The 17,345-nt window shown below is 42.2% G+C and carries 13 protein-coding genes and 1 pseudogene; 5 read left to right on the forward strand and 9 right to left on the reverse strand.

The features are described from left to right. Nucleotides 1–170 precede the first annotated feature (170 nt). Nucleotides 171–950 (reverse strand): photosystem II S4 domain protein, encoded by a 780-nt coding sequence (locus V7K50_RS06735; RefSeq protein WP_334958401.1) that lies wholly within the window; start codon nucleotides 948–950, stop codon nucleotides 171–173. 90 nt (nucleotides 951–1,040) lie between these two features. On the opposite strand from V7K50_RS06735, the gene V7K50_RS06740 reads away from it, so the two are divergent. Beyond that, a complete protein-coding gene (locus tag V7K50_RS06740; RefSeq protein WP_334958403.1) occupies nucleotides 1,041–1,169 on the forward strand; it encodes a hypothetical protein in 129 nt (42 codons plus the stop codon). Nucleotides 1,170–1,181: 12 nt separating this feature from the next. Here the strand turns inward: V7K50_RS06740 and V7K50_RS06745 are convergent, their stop codons facing one another. Together V7K50_RS06745 and V7K50_RS06750 are read right to left on the reverse strand one after the other, a co-directional pair. After that, nucleotides 1,182–1,691, reverse strand: a complete 510-nt coding sequence (locus V7K50_RS06745; protein ID WP_334804944.1) for a hypothetical protein — start codon at nucleotides 1,689–1,691, stop codon at nucleotides 1,182–1,184. A gap of 159 nt (nucleotides 1,692–1,850) precedes the next feature. After that, on the reverse strand, nucleotides 1,851–2,228 hold the full coding sequence (locus V7K50_RS06750; protein WP_334958405.1) for a hypothetical protein: 378 nt from the start codon (nucleotides 2,226–2,228) through the stop codon (nucleotides 1,851–1,853). A gap of 200 nt (nucleotides 2,229–2,428) precedes the next feature. On the opposite strand from V7K50_RS06750, the pseudogene V7K50_RS30645 reads away from it, so the two are divergent. Next, nucleotides 2,429–2,542, forward strand: a pseudogene (locus tag V7K50_RS30645) (TonB-dependent receptor plug domain-containing protein); the annotation flags it as partial. A gap of 245 nt (nucleotides 2,543–2,787) precedes the next feature. Here the strand turns inward: V7K50_RS30645 and V7K50_RS06760 are convergent. The 4 genes from V7K50_RS06760 to V7K50_RS06775 all read right to left on the reverse strand — a co-directional run bounded on the left by V7K50_RS06760 (nucleotide 2,788) and on the right by V7K50_RS06775 (nucleotide 7,886). Beyond that, nucleotides 2,788–5,019 (reverse strand): TolC family protein, encoded by a 2,232-nt coding sequence (locus V7K50_RS06760; RefSeq protein ID WP_334958408.1) that lies wholly within the window; start codon nucleotides 5,017–5,019, stop codon nucleotides 2,788–2,790. Between the two features lie 105 nt (nucleotides 5,020–5,124). Continuing rightward, nucleotides 5,125–6,687 (reverse strand): circadian clock protein KaiC, encoded by a 1,563-nt coding sequence (kaiC, locus tag V7K50_RS06765; protein WP_334958410.1) that lies wholly within the window; start codon nucleotides 6,685–6,687, stop codon nucleotides 5,125–5,127. 204 nt (nucleotides 6,688–6,891) lie between these two features. Then, nucleotides 6,892–7,206, reverse strand: a complete 315-nt coding sequence (gene kaiB, locus V7K50_RS06770; protein WP_334804843.1) for a circadian clock protein KaiB — start codon at nucleotides 7,204–7,206, stop codon at nucleotides 6,892–6,894. Nucleotides 7,207–7,304: 98 nt separating this feature from the next. Next, a complete protein-coding gene (locus V7K50_RS06775; RefSeq protein ID WP_334958412.1) occupies nucleotides 7,305–7,886 on the reverse strand; it encodes a KaiA family protein in 582 nt (193 codons plus the stop codon). 738 nt (nucleotides 7,887–8,624) lie between these two features. Here V7K50_RS06775 and V7K50_RS06780 point away from each other — a divergent pair. Continuing rightward, complete coding sequence (locus tag V7K50_RS06780; protein WP_334958663.1) at nucleotides 8,625–11,849, forward strand: ATP-binding protein; 3,225 nt, start codon at nucleotides 8,625–8,627, stop codon at nucleotides 11,847–11,849. Nucleotides 11,850–11,982: 133 nt separating this feature from the next. Here V7K50_RS06780 and V7K50_RS06785 read toward each other — a convergent pair whose 3' ends face one another. Both V7K50_RS06785 and V7K50_RS06790 read right to left on the reverse strand, forming a co-directional pair. Continuing rightward, nucleotides 11,983–13,884 (reverse strand): ArnT family glycosyltransferase, encoded by a 1,902-nt coding sequence (locus V7K50_RS06785; protein WP_334958414.1) that lies wholly within the window; start codon nucleotides 13,882–13,884, stop codon nucleotides 11,983–11,985. Between the two features lie 513 nt (nucleotides 13,885–14,397). Beyond that, nucleotides 14,398–15,033, reverse strand: coding sequence for a hypothetical protein (locus V7K50_RS06790; protein WP_334958416.1), 636 nt, complete (start codon nucleotides 15,031–15,033; stop codon nucleotides 14,398–14,400). Nucleotides 15,034–15,928: 895 nt separating this feature from the next. On the opposite strand from V7K50_RS06790, the gene V7K50_RS06795 reads away from it, so the two are divergent. Then, the gene (locus V7K50_RS06795; RefSeq protein ID WP_334958418.1) at nucleotides 15,929–16,261 is read left to right on the forward strand and encodes a DUF565 domain-containing protein; all 333 of its coding nucleotides are present in this window, start codon (nucleotides 15,929–15,931) and stop codon (nucleotides 16,259–16,261) included. 15 nt (nucleotides 16,262–16,276) lie between these two features. Next, on the forward strand, nucleotides 16,277–17,311 hold the full coding sequence (locus tag V7K50_RS06800; RefSeq protein WP_334958420.1) for a glycerate kinase: 1,035 nt from the start codon (nucleotides 16,277–16,279) through the stop codon (nucleotides 17,309–17,311). Nucleotides 17,312–17,345 lie beyond the last annotated feature (34 nt).

The following is a 17,345-nucleotide window of genomic DNA, read 5'->3' on the forward strand; positions in this document are numbered from 1 at the left end:
AAGTAATAAGTAATAAGTAATAAGTAATAAGTAATAAGTAATAAGTAATAAGTAATAAGTAATAAGTAATAAGTAATAAGTAATAAGTAATAAGTAATAAGTGAATATTCTTACTCATTACTCATTACTTATTACTCCAGAATCACCGTGGCTTCAGTCCGGTGAGGATGTCAAATATATCTTGTTAGTTGAACTCGGTAGCGGTCTTTTTTTGTAACGGCGATTTCCCCAACTTCTAAACGTCCTTTAGAGCGAATGGCAATTAAATCGCCAGATTTCAGTTGAGAACTAGCTTGGGTAACTTCCTTCCAATTGACGCGGACATCACCAGCATCAATAAAATCAACCATTTTGCTGCGCGACATCCCAAAACCAGCAGATGCGATCGCATCTAATCGCAAAGAAGCCTCTACAGTAGTTAATTCTTTTTTCTTCGGTTCCCTAACCTTTAATTCAGTTACCTGAATCTGCTGAGTTTTCACAGGAACCGATCGCACCTGCTTAAGACTCATTTCCAGAAATTCCACTAACTCTGGGGCGACAATGGCCTGCGCCCCTCGTTCTCCCAAGACAATCACATCTCCCGTCTTTTCACGAACAATTCCCGTCCCCAACATTGCGCCTAAAAAGTCGCGGTGAGAGGCGGTATCAAACAGGAAATTACCAGCAATTTCTACGGCGACGAGGCTGACTTGAGATTGATCTAAGGGGAGTTCGGAACGTGCGATCGCTATTCTTTGGCGTTCAGCTTGGGGATATCCACCCCACGCCGCCAATTGCACTTCTGTTAATCGGTTAAACACCCGTTGAATTTCTGCCAATTCTGGGGGAGATAGAAAATCTGTCAAAACCACCTCCCAAGTTTTGATGGCTTGCTCTGCTTGGTCAATTACACGAGCTACACTATCTCGATTTTCAACACCTTTTAAAAGTTCTTCTCGTGGCAACATTCTTAAAAATTATGAGTTATTAATTGAAAATTAAGCTGCTAAAACTATCTTGATTCTAGCTTTAATTCCCATTTCAGCAGGTTTTCACCAATGCATACCAATCATCAGCAACCCGTACCCCCAAGAGCCTTTGTACTTGGGATTTGTTTTTGTCACAGAGGCTTGCGCCACTCCCAAGGAACAGGCAAGCAACTCAAGTCGCTGTGTCGTGATGTGTAAACTATGGTTGATTCAATACACAGTATTTGTGTCAGCATAACCTTGGAGATTTTCTGGATCAAACTGACGTAATATTTTGGTTGCTTGGCGAGTGAGAGTTTCAGAACCTTGAACGGCAACTAAATATTTACCCGCATCTAAGCGGTTGCGATAAGGTAAAGCATCACCACCACCTACGACTAAACCAACTCCGCCACCGACAAACACACCACCCATAGCACCACTAGCAGCACCCAGCAGTCCGCCAACGATGTGATTGCCAACTTCACCCGCCCAGGCAAAAGTATCTAAATTAGTGATCAGGCTGAAGGTAAAACCTGCAAAAAAGCCAAAGGGGATCAGCCAGGTTGCCATCAGTTTTGCTTGCTTTTTAGCTTGGTCTTTGGGGTCAATTAAGCCAAACTCGTCAGCCGTTTTATACCCCCTCCCCAGGATAGTACTGTTTATGCCTTCTTCTTCTAAAGCTAAGTAAGCAGCTTCGGCTTGAATACGGTCTGGTAATACGGCAACAAGGTAATGCATGATTTAACAATTTGTCCAATAGAAGTTTTGCCTTAATTAACAGCGTATCAGTCCTGGTCGATTCAACCTCGCATTGGGCACGACCTGTTCAACTCAACTGCAATCTGCGTAGGCGTAGCCCAACCCAGGCATCGCACCAGTTAAATCTACATCGGCTGATCACTTTAGGGAATCTAATGGCTCACAAAAATGGTTCACGCCTTGCTTCAGGACATATATCAAAACTGGTGTTGCCAAAATCTTAGGAAATGTTGGGGTTGTTTTTAGACGTTCCATCATCTTTTGAAGAGAAGTATTAAGCAAATCTTCCCGATATTCTTGTTCGCAAATGACCACACGCCATTTTCTCGCCAAGGCATCTAACCACTCGGAATTTGCTCTTTCTGGTTGTTGTCCGGCGCGGATAGCTAGCGTCATCGCTGCATCTTCTAAATCTCCATCACAGTCTTCAATCAAATCCAGCACTTCCATATCGCTGGGATCATCTGCCAATTGAGAGCGAAACTGTGCAATCTCTTGAGATGTTACTTTAGTCATGAGTCTTTGACAAGGCGAGCGAACACTCAGTTATGTTATATCATTTCACAAAATTCCTGTTACCAATACGTTTTTCGAGGCGCTTTCACAGTCCAAAATCCCTCTTGGAAAGTTGAGCCATTGCGTTGTACGGCTCTCCGGGCTTCTTTGCTCTTAGGGTTTCCGCGATGAAAGCAAGTAGCATCTGATCTAAGAGGATGACTGATACCCCAATCCGGGATATTCCAGCATCTATGCAAGTGATTCCCCAACAGGTGATTAAAGACCAGCAAATAACTCGTCTGGATGAAGCACTTCGGAATGTGAGTGGTGTGACACTCCATTCCTCCCACCACCAATCTGATACCATTTTGGATTTTGCATTTTGGATTGGAAACCGCTTGGTGTATCTGGGTTTTCTCTGTCCATCTGTCGCAATCATTTTTAAAATTGCTGTACAGATTTGGTGGGGTTCTCCTAGAGGTTTAGATGAAAAAATAAGCAAAAAGCCTCATTCTTCAATGTAATTATTGAAAAATGAGGCTTTGAGAATTTTTAATTGAAAGATGAGCCAGCAATATTAGCGTAGCGCTCTGAGGGTAACAGACCGTTGTAACTGAGCTAAAGCCTTGTTGTAATTCAAAATTGCTGCGACTCGATTACCTTCAGCTGTTGTGAGGTCGTTTTCAGAGTTAATCACATCTGTTTGAGTGCCTACACCAGCTTGGAATCGCAAACGCGCTAAACGTAGAGCTTCTCTAGCTTCTTCTAAACCAGTATTAGCGGTTTGAACATTGGTCAAGCTAGATTCCAGGGTAGAATAGGCTTGTTCTACCTGAAAGCGAATTTGGTTGCGCTGTTCAGCAAATTGAGTTTCGGCGATCGCAATATTAGACCTTGCCTGAGCTGCTCTTGCTTGCGCGGCTCCCCCATCATACAAACTTAGGGTTGCCTGGACTCCTACTGAATAACCATCAGTCACGCTGACACTATCATTGAACTGATCTAGTAGGTTGTAGTTGGCTACCAAACTAACTTGAGGTCCTAGTGTTGAAAGTGCTTGCCGTCGCTGTTGTTCGCTGATATTACGTTGCGCCAATTGCTGTTGCAGTTCCGAACGGTTTTGAAAAGCCAGGACAATAGTTTGTTCTAGTGACTGGTTCCAAAGACCAGCTAATTGTACAGGGTCAGCTGCGCTGATATTCACTGACTGCGACAAACTGATGCGAGTCGCCAACTGACGACGGGCAATTTGTTGCTGAGAGATAGCATTAATCAGGTTTTGTTGGGAGTTTGCTAAGTTTACCTGCGATCGCAACACATCAAACCGCGTACCAACCCCAGCTCGCTCTAAAGATTGTGCATCACGCAAACTAGCTTGGGAATTCTGCACAGCCGACTGAGAAATACGTACTTGTTCATCCGCTTGTTGCAGATTGTAGTAGTCAGTGGCGACATTTAAACGGATTGTCTCAAACTGAGTTTCTACAGCCAGTTGATCGGAGCGCTCCTGTTCCTCAGCCTGTCTGATGGTAGCTTCCCGATTCCCAGAAGTATAAAGGTTATATGTCAGTTGTGCTTGACCGTTGAAAGCTGTACTAGGTACACCTGTGTTAGAGGGAAAACCTTGCTGTCTAGATAGTTCATCCTGAAGCTGACTAGAAGCAGACTGACCGCGAGTGATATTACCACTAATACCAAGAGTGGGAAGCAAAGCAGCTTGGGCCTCGCGCACAGCAGCGCGGCTGCGTTCTAGCTGCAATATCGACACCTGTAGATCGTGATTGTTACGCCGTGCTAGCTCTAGAGCCTGTGCCAAACTAATCGGTTGATTTTCCTGAAGTCTCACTTCCTCTGGCTTGGTGGGAAATTGCAGGGGATTTGCATTGGGAATCAAGTTCTCTGGAACTTTTACCGAACCTGAGGTTGCAGGAGTTACGCTTCTTGGCACAATCTGAGGTTGTACCGAACCTGCTGGCGCGGGAGTTACGTTTCCTGGTAAAATCTGAGGTTGTACCGAACCTGCTGGCGCGGGAGTTACGTTTCCTGGTAAAATCTGAGGTTGTACCGAACCTGCTGGAGTCTGAGCTAAAAGTTCTCCAGCCGTATTTTGTCCTAAGCAGGTGCTAGAGACTAGTCGCAAAGAAGCCGAGGAATCACTTTTGTTTTTCTCCAACTCCTTTGGACACTTCTGCCCTGACAAAAGTTTTGCTGCTCCTACCCCCGTAGTTGAAGTTTGTAAAAATGACTGCAACTGATTAACAGTATTTATCTGTTGAGCCACTGGCTGCTGTACAGAAGACATGGACAAAATTTCTTCTTGGACAGAAGGAGGTTTGGAAGTGTAGTTAGGAACTACTACGCTCTTTAATTTCTGACCATTCGGGTGTGAATTACTGTTTTTTTGGTCACTTTGAGCAGAACGGCTAACATCTAGCTCTTGGGAAGGATTAGAGGTAGGTGTCAAACTGAAAAATCTACCTTCACCTTTCTTAAATACTTGTTTTATTGGCACATCAGTATTTCCAGCCGTGAATACTGGAATACTGTTATTATTTAAGGTCTTGACACTAAGTTTAGTAAAACCAAAAGCAGGTACTAGAGTTGGAACAATAACATCTGTACCTTTAGGCAGTTGCGTATTCGCGGTGTCTACAGGTAAGTCTTGACCAAAAGTAGAAGTCAAAACACTAGGAGAAGACGCTATCTGTATCCCGGTTACTTTCACAGTACCAGCCCAAGCAGCCTGAGTTGTTAAGACTGCTGCTGTCACACCAGGTAAGAAGCTATAAAATAATTGCTGTCCTTTCACCGCATCCCCTCACACAAAAATCAATACTAGCGGCAGAAAACCTTTCTTCACCACAGAATATAGCACGATACTAAACTTAGGAAAGAATATACTACGATACTAAATTTAGGGTTCGGAACTCTGTTTGTCTTCAAAACGTCTAACAATGCGAGAAAGTTCCGCCTTTTCATCGATACTAACGCGAGTAGGAGCACCGCTAATAATCCGTTCGTAGTTTCGGAAAGAATCTTTAATATCTGGACCATCAGCAGTAATATTATACTCACGAATGCCCTTATCATGCCAAGAGCCTCTCATTTTGAATACGTTAATTGCCCGCGACATTTCTCCACGAATTTCTACGTACTGTAACATTATAATTGTATCGGTAATCGTGGAAATATGAGAGTCAGTAATGGAATGCGCTCCCAGAAATTGGTCAGTTGTGTTAGTAAAGAAACCAGTAATTTCTTCTTGTTTAGCATAACCCGTCACACCAATTACAAACTGCCTAAATGCATTATTGCTCACTCCTCTCGCTAGTGCTGATAGGGAATCAATGGCAATGCGAGCTGGTTTGAATACAGCAATTTCTGATTTAATAATTTGTAAGTGGTCTTCTAAACCAGTTGATTCAGGATAGGTACAGATGATTTTGAGTAAACCTTGATCTTCTAATTCTTCAAAATCAATTCCCCAAGAGGAAGCATTGCGAGATAGTTGGGCACGTGATTCTTCATAAGCAAATAATATCGCTTGTTCTCCATTGAGACAGCCATCTTGAATAAACTTGCTGACTAACAGGGTTTTGCCAGTACCGGTGGCTCCTGTTGCCAAAATAATTGAATCTTTAAAGAAACCACCACCACACATCTCATCTAAGGTTTTGACACCAGAAGATACCCTGACATTAGAAGAACGTTGAGTCAAGCGCATTGCTCCCAGTGGGAAGATGTTAACTCCTTCATTAGTAATTGTGAAGGGATATTCGCCTTTCATGTGAGTTGTACCGCGCAATTTGAGAATTTCAATTGTGCGGCGGCGGCGTTCTCCTTCTAAAACGTTACGAACAATTACGACATTATCGGAAACAAATTCTTCTACTCCAAATGAGGCAACAGGTCCATATTCTTCACCACGTTCAGTGGTAATTACAGTGGTGACATTCAGCAGTTTAAGACGTGCTACCAGGCGAAAAATCTCGCGTCGCACTACTCCCATCGCTTCATATTGCTGAAATACGGCTGTTATTGAGTCGATTGAAACTCGTTTAGCTTTGTATTTACGAATAGCATATTGCAAGCGCTCAATGAGTGCAGAAAGGTCAAAATTCCCAACGATATCTTGACCTTCTGGATCGGGAGATGCATCCAGAATAAACAACTTACCTTCTTCGATTAGCCGTGGCAAGTTCCAACCAAAAATATTGGCATTTTTAATAATATCACTCGGTGATTCTTCAAAGGTAACAAATACTCCTGGTTCATCAAAGTAGGTGATGCCGTTATAAAGAAACTGAAGAGATAATAAAGTTTTACCTGTGCCGGAGGTGCCGCTAATCAAGGTAGTTCTACCAATTGGTAAACCACCATGACTAATATCGTCAAACCCTTCGATCATCGTCCGAATTTTTTCTAAACCCCCAGCTTTCGGTGGTTGCTTTGGTTCTACTTGCTCGTTTTCACTCATTGCTTGATAATAAATTGGGATGAAAACCTATTTTTTCGGAAGTAGCTAGGCGTAAATAAATTAAAGTTTGTAGTCAGGACTTTAGTTCTGATCATCATTTTTTTGAGCGATAAATCGCTCACTACGAGCTATAATTTGATTTTTATGTTTAATTATGCCTGTCTACTGACTAAAGTTTGGACTCAATTTTTTATGATTAAAATCTTACTCTTCAAAATCTTCTTCACTCAGTTCCTCATAGAGCAAATCTAATCCAATTAATACTCTTTCTCTATCCGAAAGATCCCCAATAATTTTGCGAACGGGTGGAGGCAAAATTTTAGATAATGTCGGCGTTGCCAATATTTTATCTTCTTCAGCCAGTTGTGGGCTTTTCAGGACATCAATCACTTTCAAAGCATAAACACCTTCAAATTCCTGTTCTAAAATATCTTTTAGTGTTTTTAATGCCCGGACTGAATTAGGGGTGTTCCCTGCTACGTAAAGCTTGAGAACGTAGGTTTTTCTGGGTTTCTTCATATACTTAATGGCTAGTCACGATCATAAAAATACAACATCGTTCGCCCATTGGGAATCACTAACAGCAATTGCTTGTACCAAGTTGAACATCAATTAATTTATTTAGAAATCGAACTCCTATAGATTTCGCATAGGTGAGCTAGGATATCTATCAATGTTAGGCGGTAATCAAGTAATGTTTCATTGCTCCTTCCTTCTAATTTTAGCTGGTGAGAAAATTCTTCAATTACCTCCATGTGAATTTCAATTATTTGGGGCACAGGAATATTAGCATAAAATATGGTATTGATAAATTTATCAATTTTATCTTTGAGTGTTTTATCTGTGCTAAAATAGTCTATAAGAATCAGGCTATAATCTGATTTAAGCTGTCTTAATAATCCTTGCCTTTCTACTGGAGTCATCTCCTGAAAGTGCTGTTGACTTTTTTGCATCTGACTGGCAAATACATAGATATATTTGCCAGTGTATGTCTTACTTGGATTTTGTTGCAGACAATTTGGTAAATAGTTGATTTTTGCAAAGGTAGTTGCAGCAACAGGTAGGTAGCAAAATTTGGCAATAATTGCGTCAATAAATTTCCCCGCCCACGCCCTCAAACCTTTTTGGTTGGCTAAGTCAACTGGATTATCTAAGCATTTGTTAACATTAAGTTTCAGAATCAATATCGGTAATAACATCTATTCTTGAATATATCTCCTTGATCGCCCTGACCAAGAAATGTGGGCTGATAAGTTTGGCTAACGCTTCTAGGGTAGTACTAGGTGTGCATTGCACCCCAGACACTCTGTATTACCAGATAGTGGTAGCTACTCAACAACTTAGTGCAGCACGGTGTAAATGCACCTACCATCTCAATTAACCAGACAAGTTACGCGACTTGGGCAGGACTTACGCAAACAATAGCCGAAATCCTGATTTTCGGGTAGGGGCAATTCATGAATTTCCCCTACCTTTGATGATCGGGTACTAGTCCGCATCGCCAGACACAGTAGCTAACTCCTTATTTGCATATTTGTTTATATAAATAGATATATTTTTGTATTTTGCTCATTGATAAGATACTTAAACGAACTTAAAGGATTGTCGCATTCCAAATCATTATAATTCCTCAAGGTTCTAAAGCGAATCTTTGGGGTCATAATTGTTTTAGCCGTCGCTATATATGAGGAGTTTAAATACCAGTAAGACACTGGAGGAGGCTAGTTGCGACAAATAAAAAACGTCGCTTTTAGGAAAAATGCACTCGTCCACAAGCAAGTGTCCGTGATGAAAAATCCCGTTGTTTTAATGGCGTTGAAATAACCAGAGTTGCTTATATGAGTCTTCTTAGAGGATATGGCTTCAGGCGAAAAGACCATCAACTGGCAGATGGAAATGCCGAAGGTTTCCACGGGAAGAATGACCCCCAAAGCCCTATGTTAATGCTAGATTACCCGCTTTATGACTTTCAGGCAACCGTACCTAGCTGCCCTCAAACAAGTTCTCTGGCAGTGGTGTTGGAGATTTTTGAGCAAGAGCAGTGCGATCGCTTGGTAGTAGTGAATCAACAGCAATGCCCCATCGGATTGCTGTATTCTGCCCGTTTAATCCCAAAATTATTAGCACATAGTGAAAATAAAAATCTAAATTTACACCAATCACTCTCTACCTGGGGTCAAGGTTTAATTGAGCCAATACAGACAATATCAGCTTATGAGCGTGTAGAGAAATTGAGCTTGCCCTTGTTTGATCCACAAGGCGAAAAACACCAGAATTTAGATTGGGCGCTGATTGACTCTGATGGTCGATATTTAGGGCTGCTGGATAGTTCACGCCTGTTGCGATCGCTAGCTAAGGAACGTATGGCTGGCTTAGAAAGTTCAGGTGAGCATCGCCATGAGTATGATGCTAGACCAAATGAATCCAAGTCTTTGGGACATCAGCCATTGGTACACTTGCTGGAAAGACTGCCTTGGCCTTTGATGTTGCAAACGGGTACTGGTGAGGTGATAGCACGAAATCCCGCCTGGTGGCAGCAATTAGGAGCTTTGAAAGATCCAGAAAGAGTTAGGGAACAGGTGGAGGCAATACTTGTCCCTAACCTCTCGGAAACACCAGAATATATCAGTCAACGAGCAATCAAGGTTCATGCCAATGGTAGGCAGAATGAGCATGATGGTGAAGAGAAACTGACTCAGCAAGAAACATCTTACAGTCGGTGCTATTTGGATAGTCAAGTGGGTACTTGTACCTGCGTTGTCGAAGTGCAAAATGGTCAAGAGCAAATCTGGCAATTTGCCAAAATTCCCTTAGATAGTCCTGAATTTAAAGTCATGAGTGCTGAATCTGAGGTTGCACTCAGCAATGATTTGTGGTTAGTTTTAGCTACTGATGTGACTGAACAACAGCAGCTTTGCAAAGAATTGGCAGCAAAAAATGCCGATTTAATTCAACTTAATCGCTTGAAAGATGAATTTTTAGCTTGTATTAGTCATGAACTCAAAACTCCCCTAACTGCCGTTTTAGGATTATCGCGCTTGCTGGTGGATCAGCAGTTGGGAGAACTTAATGAGCGTCAAGCCCGTTATGCGGGACTGATTCATCAAAGTGGCCGCCACCTGATGAGTGTGGTGAATGACATTTTGGATTTGACTCGGATGGAAACGGGGCAAATGGATTTGACGCTGACTCCGGTGAAAATTCGGGCTGTGTGCGATCGCGCCTTATCAGAAGCTAAAACGATCCACACTCAAACTACCAAAGCTACACCCGCTTCGCCAACTCAAAATGCCCGTTCATCAGCCCCGGAATTCTGCCTTTCCATTGAACTAGGCTTAGATCAAATGGTGGCAGATGAATTGCGCTTACGCCAGATGCTAGTACACCTACTTTCCAACGCCTTTAAATTCACCGAAATATCCGGCGAAATTGGGCTACGGGTGAGTCGTTGGGAAGGATGGATTGCCTTTACAGTTTGGGATACAGGCATTGGCATTCCTGAACACCAGCAACACTTAATCTTTCAAAAATTTCAACAACTAGAAAATCCCCTCACCCGCCAATTTGAAGGCACTGGTTTGGGGCTAGTATTAACTCGTGCCTTGGCTCGTCTCCACGGAGGAGATGTCAGCTTCTTATCGCGTGAAGGAAAAGGCAGCCAGTTTACCCTACTTCTGCCGCCCAGTCCCCCGAAAACAGGCTTTTCTGAACCAGATATGGGAATCAGAGAAGACGAGGAGACACGACACCAGCCAACACGGGAAATTTCCACAGCAGCTCGCCAGCATATTAGTACGCCCACACAACATCATCATGCTAGTTCGCAACGGTTGGTCTTGGTAGTCGAGGCAGTAGCCAGATATATTGAAGACTTGACCGAGCAACTTAAAGGCTTAGGATATCGAGTCGTGATTGCGCGATCGGGGACAGAAGCAGTAGAAAAAGCTCGGCGCTTGCAACCAATAGTGATATTTTTGAATCCGTTGCTACCCCTGCTATCAGGCTGGGATGTGCTGACTTTACTAAAATCTGACACCGCAACCCGTCATATATCTGTAATTGTTACCGCGACGGGAGCTGAAAAGGATCAAGCATTTGCTAACCGAGCCGATGGTTTCTTAAGTTTGCCAGTAGAGCATCAGCTTTTAGCACCAGTTCTCGAAAAATTATCTACTGTAGAAGCAGTTGGGCAGCTAGCGTTAAACAACAGCGCAATTATCCCGACTAAAACCGCACTGCGAATTCTCCGGTTGGTGAATCCCCAGTTAGAATCGGTTAATCCCCACCCCTCACTTCGAGAACACCGGGTGATTGAAGTCGATGATCTAGATCAGGCAGAACTTTTGGCGCGGGTATGGCAGTTTGATGTCATTTTGCTAGATGTCGAAAGTACCACCGCCCAAATTTATCTGCAACAACTAATTGGGCATCCACGTTTAGCGGCTATACCCCTAGTTACTTGCGATGTTGCAACTACCCTAATTGCTTCTAAGATATCAGGGCTATCTGTATTTCCTTACTTAACACCATTTGCGAAAGACAACAGCAGTCGCACCGAGAAAACAGATGCTTTACTATCAGTACTGCAAATTGCTTCTGGTATTTGTTGCCCGCCTAACATCTTAGTAGTGGATTTGACAATGCTGCGGGATTTTCCCCAGGTAAGACGCAAGCAAGTTAAGAGTTATCGTACAGAAAAAAATTGCTCAATTAGTAGTGAAACTGCGGAACGGGGTTCTGAGTGGTTCCAAGCTTTAATTCAGTATCTCCAAACAGCAGGCTTCAAAGCGGCGATGAGTCCTTGTTGGGCAGAAGTGTTACAACAAATTCGCCACCAAAGCGTTGATTTACTGCTAATTTGTTTAGGAGAATCTGCTATCCATAAAGATGTGCTAAAAGCTTTGAAAACATTAGGGGATTCGCCTGACAAGTTACCACCGATTTTGGTACTGAATCAGCGCTTAAATCGCCCAGAAAGCAGTTTACCGCCTGGAGTAGCTTACAAGGAAATTGACAAGCAGAAGAAGAATGGTTTGGAATCCATAGAAACTGTTGTTGGTGCGATCGCTACTCAAATATTACCGCGATCGATCTCAATGGAAGACCTGTTAAGCCAGATCAATCAAGCATTAGCTGTCAATGGTTACAATGGCAAATGTTAATGGGGACTGGGGACACTTCGACAAGCTCAGTGCATCGCTGGGGACTGGGGACTGAGGAAGAAATTCTTTTAAGATTGGTTGGGATATAAATCTACATACTTATCTTTCCTAGTGCCCAATCCCCAATCCCCAATTACGATATGTCCATTTTTTCATTTTTCTTTTTCTTAAAAGGAACTCGAACCAAGTTATAAGCCCCCTTAGTCGATAAATTCTTGTAATCATCTGGCTGTAAGTCCATTTGTAAAAACTTTTTCTGTTCAGCCAACAGCAACACTGATGCAGGTTTTAGTCCTTTGGCAGCCTGTTTTTTAATATGGTCTATAGCCTCTTGGGGAAATCCTAAATAATTTACGTGAATGTGGCTGTAAAATACCACACTGGGCTTTTTGAAACCAAGCATGATCAATTCTTCATCTGGTTGTTTTGCTTCTAGAACGATCGCAGACAATTCCCTTAAGGGTAATTGACGTTCTCGATCAATAAAAAATGAAGCAGGCGTTAAGACAAAAATTATAAACGCCACAAACCCAATTAAATTAATACTGATAACGTAGTTCCAACGGCGACTTAATAATAAACCCGCAACCAAAACGGCACAAACTAGCCAAATTGCACCCGCTATTATTGGTAAACCAGATTTTTGAATTAGTTCGTGGAAGTTACTTATGGCTGGATCAGTACCTAATATATGGGTTATGTTAAACAGTGCTGTTGCCAAAAATGATAAAAACACTACATTTACCCAACCACTCCAGACGAGTGACGCGGGGACTGGGAGACGTGGGGATGAGGATAAATTCTCTAATACTTTCTCCGTGTCATTTTCATTCTCTATATTTGGAAAAAGATCGCTCCACAACAGGGCTACCAGAATTGCTGCTGCTGGCATTAAAGGTAATACGTAGCTAGGGAGTTTGGTGACAGCAATGCAGAAAAAGCTAAAGATGCTAGCAAACCAGAACCAGGCAAATAAACCAAATTGCTGAAAACGTTCAACGGATCGCCAATGCGATCGCTGCCAAAACTTTAGTCTGACTATAGAGGCTGGTAAATACACGGAGTATGGCGCAAAACCCAGCAGCACCACTAAAAAGTAAAAATACCAAGGTGCTGAGTGACCATTAACTACTTCTGTAAAGCGTTCTAGGTTGTGATAACCAAAAAATGAGTTAATGTAATTCCAGCCATTGCGCCAAATTACTAAAGCATACCAGGGCACTGATAAAACTATAATTAACAGTATACCTACGAAGAGGTGCATTTCTCGCAATACCTCTCGTACCTTGCCCACGTAAAGTAAAAAAGCACCAACAATTATCCCTGGCAAAACAATTCCCACTGGTCCTTTAGTCAAAATTGCGCCAGCAATCAGCACATAAAAAGCTAAGTACCACTTATTAGGGAATAGGGAGGTCGCTTCCCTCCGGGTTTGGGAAAATTCCTCCCCAGTCCCTTCTTTCCCTGCGTACCCTACAAAGAAACACAATAATGCTGATGCCATGCATGCGGTGAGTAGCATATCAGAGACACCCGTTCTTGCCCAAATAATGGTTTCGGGATTGAGTGCCATGAGCGCTGCTGCGATAAAAGATATTAAGTAGCGGCGAGTAGGACGTGAAACTTGCTCTAATTCGTCTTGTTTACCCAGATACCAGTAGATGGTGTAAAAAGCTAAACAAACTAAAGCGAAGGCGGCGATCGCAGAAGGAAGACGTACTGCCCACTCATTCACCCCAATAATTGCATAAGCGATCGCCTGACACCAGTAAATTAAAGCAGGTTTATCGAAACGAGTCTCACCATTGAAAAATGGGGTAATCCAATCACCTGTGACAAACATCTGGCGGGAAGCTTCGGCAAATAGCGGCTCTGTCTCATCAATCAAGCCAATGTTGCCCAAATTCCAGCCAAAAGCTATCCAGCCAATCGCCATCAGCCACAAAATCGACACAGTTACACCAAGGGCGGGATTTTTTGCTATTTTGTTGAACCACTGATCAACAGTGTGCTTAACACTCAGTTTCATTCTCATTAGTCAATAGTCAACAATCACTAATCAATAGTCGTTGGTTATCTATCTTTTGTTCTTCGGAGTTTTTAATTTAACAATTTTTCTTTACTCATTATTCAACACTTTAGCAACTGTGGGGTAGCTATGTAAAAATAAACGTCTGAGCAAACGCCAAACAATGTTCACCCTCCAAAAATTGCTTCCGTACAGGCTCAACTATACCTATCCCCTAACACCAATTCTATGTGAGGCTGCGCTTTATTCAGGTAGGGGCAATTCATGAATTGCCCCTACAGCGCGGTTTTGGGTAAGTCCTACAGGCGCATCTTCATAAACAAATGGTATAACAGCACTGTTTATCGTAAATTCAAGGGTTTAAGACCCCAACCATTACACGACGTAGTATCAGTTGAGTTGGGGTTTAAATCCCCGACTCCAACTGTCTTTATTTTTGAAGTAATAAGTAATGAGTAATAAGTAATGGGTATTACTCATTACTCATTACTTATTACTCATTACTTATTACTCATTTATTTAATGACTCAGTACTAGTTGCCATTCTCTGTTTTGGGAATTCCATTTAGGTAATTGAGTTTCCCCGACAACATAAGGACCCCAGTAACGACGTGAACCATCTTGTGCAAAAGCAACTAAAATATCTCCCTTCTCCAGCTTTAAATTATTTTGAGGTAGGGATAGAATCAATCCTTTTTCACTACCTTCTTGGGGATCAAAATCCCAATGTGCCGGTACATCATAGTTAGTTTGTTTAGTACCAGAGCCTTTTGCTACCGACTGTCGCGCCAATAGAGCTAACCGCACGGGCTGATTTGTTTGATTGCTAATTCGCAAACTCCCTTGTTGGTTGGCTTTACTAGCTGATTTATCACGATCTGCCAAGACAGGATAAGTATTATTTTTACTGCTATGTTCTACTTCACTAGTTGGAATTGTTGCTGGAGTAGAAAGACTAGCGTCAATCCCTTTTTCAGGTGAAACAGGTGTAGACGAAGTTGAGTTCCACTGGGTAGTTTGAGTTGGCTGTTGTGAAGATGTATCTGGGTTTGTGGACTCAAAGGATACGCTAACTCCAAAGTATCCCACCAAAGCAACAAGCAGTCCCAAGCAACAAGCTGTAACACCGACGTTACGATACACTAAAGATTTCATATTGATAGTTATTAGAAATAAATATTTTGTCTAGGCTTGACCAAATAGTAGCCTATTATCCCAAAAGACAATCACACAAAGTAGCCTAATATAGATTTTTCTAAAATTAAGGATACGAATGTATTATAAATATCATTGTGAGTAGCAAACATTTGGAGTAAATAATTTCTTTGATGTTTGACAAACAAGAGGTACAGACACCCATTGCTTCAGATTTTGACCGTAGCCTTAGATATAAACAATAAAATTTGATACCTAGTAAACCCATTGATTTGTATAAAAAAAGTTCCGTGAAACCGCTACTACACTGTGGCGGAAGTTTGCCTACCTTTAACAAATGGCTCAAGCAAGTTGTTGTCTGCTTAATTGATCTGACTTTTCACGGTATCTGTAAAATCTCTCTACTTTTAGGGAGAGACTTTAAAATTTCCCCCTTGGCGACGCGGGAAGAGGGTTAGATTTTTTGTGGACTTTTACATATAACGTGAAAAGTCTGGTTAATTGAGATGTTAGTTCAATTTACGCCGTGCTGTACTGGCGGTCTCAATAAGGCTTACTTTCTCAAACCTGAGATAAATCTAACTGGTATATTTTATCTGGGGCGAGGAAAAGCCGCCTTTTAGGGATTTCCAATAAATAAACGATCAAACCTTGTGGCATAGGCAGAAAAGTCTGCTTTTGGCTACGAGCGGCAAAATGCCCACCCCAGAAGAAGCAAGCACCTTAAGGGTTTATACTTCCCTGAAGATGAAAAAATGGTCAAATTTGAATTAACACTGGAAGCCCAATAGATATATACAATATTAACAAACAAGCTGATTCTAAAACCAATATCCTCCTTAATTAATATAGATATATTTCAAGATATCTTGACTTTGGCCCAGAAGTCCCTTTAATGCAAAACACTCGTCTCAATAACTTGTTGGATGCCATTGCTACACGCTTGGGGCAATGGTTTTTAAATCCTTGGCGGCGACTATCGTTGCTGATAATTAGTTTTTTGTTCGGTTTTTTTCTGGGAAACGCAGTTTCCACTACAGCCGGTCAACAGGGTGTATTGGACATTGCGATAGCGGGTTTTTTAGTAGTGTTGACGGAAATTACTAGTAGGATATTTTACAGTCGTAGCTTTTTGGACAGGCGATCGCTCTTAGTAGACTCACTAAATCTGCTCAAAATTGGTTTCACTTACAGTCTGTTTCTGGAAGCCTTTAAGCTCGGATCGTAGCGAGATAATGAATTTATGAATTTGTGGCTGAATGAAATTCTAGTAACGGATGCGGTGGGGGAAACTTGGCAGCAGCAAGCTAGAGTTGCTGCGCTGTCAGATCAGTTAAGGGCAAAAGCTTTTGGGATCACACCGGAAAATGTCCATGAAGTGATAGAAAGGCGATCGCATTTACTAAAATCTGTGTTTCCAGCTTTTAGTCAATTCTGCCAAACTAGTCTCCAGGTACAACCCGAGGAAATGTTACAGGTATTGTGGGACTTGTGGCTTCCTTTGGGGATGAAACTGGCATTGCAGCGCCAACAGTTAAGCCGCCCGATGATTCAGGGAATATTGGGAGTACAAGGTACTGGTAAAACTACAATGTCTAAAGTTCTCAGTTTGATTCTCCAGCATTTAGGATATCACACTCTGAGTTTATCTTTAGATGACTTATACAAAACTTACAGCGATCGCTTGGTTTTAATACAGCAAGATCCCCGCTTAATTTGGCGAGGCCCACCAGGAACCCACGATATAGACTTAGGCTTAAATGTACTAGATCAAATCCGCCAGTTGCAAAGTCCAGTTATGGTTCCCCGCTTTGATAAATCTGCATACAGAGGCGCTGGCGATCGCACGACTCCTGAAATGGTAACAGGTGTAGATATTGTACTATTTGAAGGTTGGTTTGTGGGTGTGCGACCAATCAACCCTGATGTATTTAAGACTGCGCCGCCGCCAATTCTCACAGATGAGGATAGAACATTCGCCCGTGATATTAATCTTCGCCTCCACGATTATCTACCACTGTGGGAGCGATTAGACAGCTTAATTTTGCTCTATCCCACCGATTATCGCTATTCTTTGGAGTGGCGCAAACAGGCGGAACAGCAGATGATTGCTGCGGGGAAATCGGGGATGAGCGATGCAGAGATAGAGCAATTTGTCAATTATTTTTGGCGATCGCTTCACCCGGAATTATTTGTCAATCCGTTGGTAAAAAATATTACCCTGGTTGATCTGGTGATTGAGATTCATGGCGATCGCAGTTTTGGTAAAGTAGCATAAAAACTCAGTCTTGCTCTCTCCGCCTCTCTGTCCT

Source organism: Nostoc sp., assembly GCF_036917135.1.
Taxonomy (GTDB): Bacteria; Cyanobacteriota; Cyanobacteriia; order Cyanobacteriales; family Nostocaceae; genus Nostoc.

Bases quoted from the DNA above. Each gene is read 5' to 3' on its own strand.
- V7K50_RS06740 (WP_334958403.1), top strand. From the start codon at position 1,041: ATGCATACCAATCATCAGCAACCCGTACCCCCAAGAGCCTTTGTACTT.
- V7K50_RS06790 (WP_334958416.1), bottom strand. From the start codon at position 15,033: ATGAAATCTTTAGTGTATCGTAACGTCGGTGTTACAGCTTGTTGCTTG.
- V7K50_RS06775 (WP_334958412.1), bottom strand. From the start codon at position 7,886: ATGTTATTACCGATATTGATTCTGAAACTTAATGTTAACAAATGCTTA.
- V7K50_RS06745 (WP_334804944.1), bottom strand. From the start codon at position 1,691: ATGCATTACCTTGTTGCCGTATTACCAGACCGTATTCAAGCCGAAGCT.
- V7K50_RS06795 (WP_334958418.1), top strand. From the start codon at position 15,929: ATGCAAAACACTCGTCTCAATAACTTGTTGGATGCCATTGCTACACGC.
- kaiB (WP_334804843.1), bottom strand. From the start codon at position 7,206: ATGAAGAAACCCAGAAAAACCTACGTTCTCAAGCTTTACGTAGCAGGG.
- V7K50_RS06785 (WP_334958414.1), bottom strand. From the start codon at position 13,884: ATGAGAATGAAACTGAGTGTTAAGCACACTGTTGATCAGTGGTTCAAC.
- V7K50_RS06735 (WP_334958401.1), bottom strand. From the start codon at position 950: ATGTTGCCACGAGAAGAACTTTTAAAAGGTGTTGAAAATCGAGATAGT.
- V7K50_RS06780 (WP_334958663.1), top strand. From the start codon at position 8,625: ATGTTAATGCTAGATTACCCGCTTTATGACTTTCAGGCAACCGTACCT.
- kaiC (WP_334958410.1), bottom strand. From the start codon at position 6,687: ATGAGTGAAAACGAGCAAGTAGAACCAAAGCAACCACCGAAAGCTGGG.
- V7K50_RS06750 (WP_334958405.1), bottom strand. From the start codon at position 2,228: ATGACTAAAGTAACATCTCAAGAGATTGCACAGTTTCGCTCTCAATTG.
- V7K50_RS06800 (WP_334958420.1), top strand. From the start codon at position 16,277: ATGAATTTGTGGCTGAATGAAATTCTAGTAACGGATGCGGTGGGGGAA.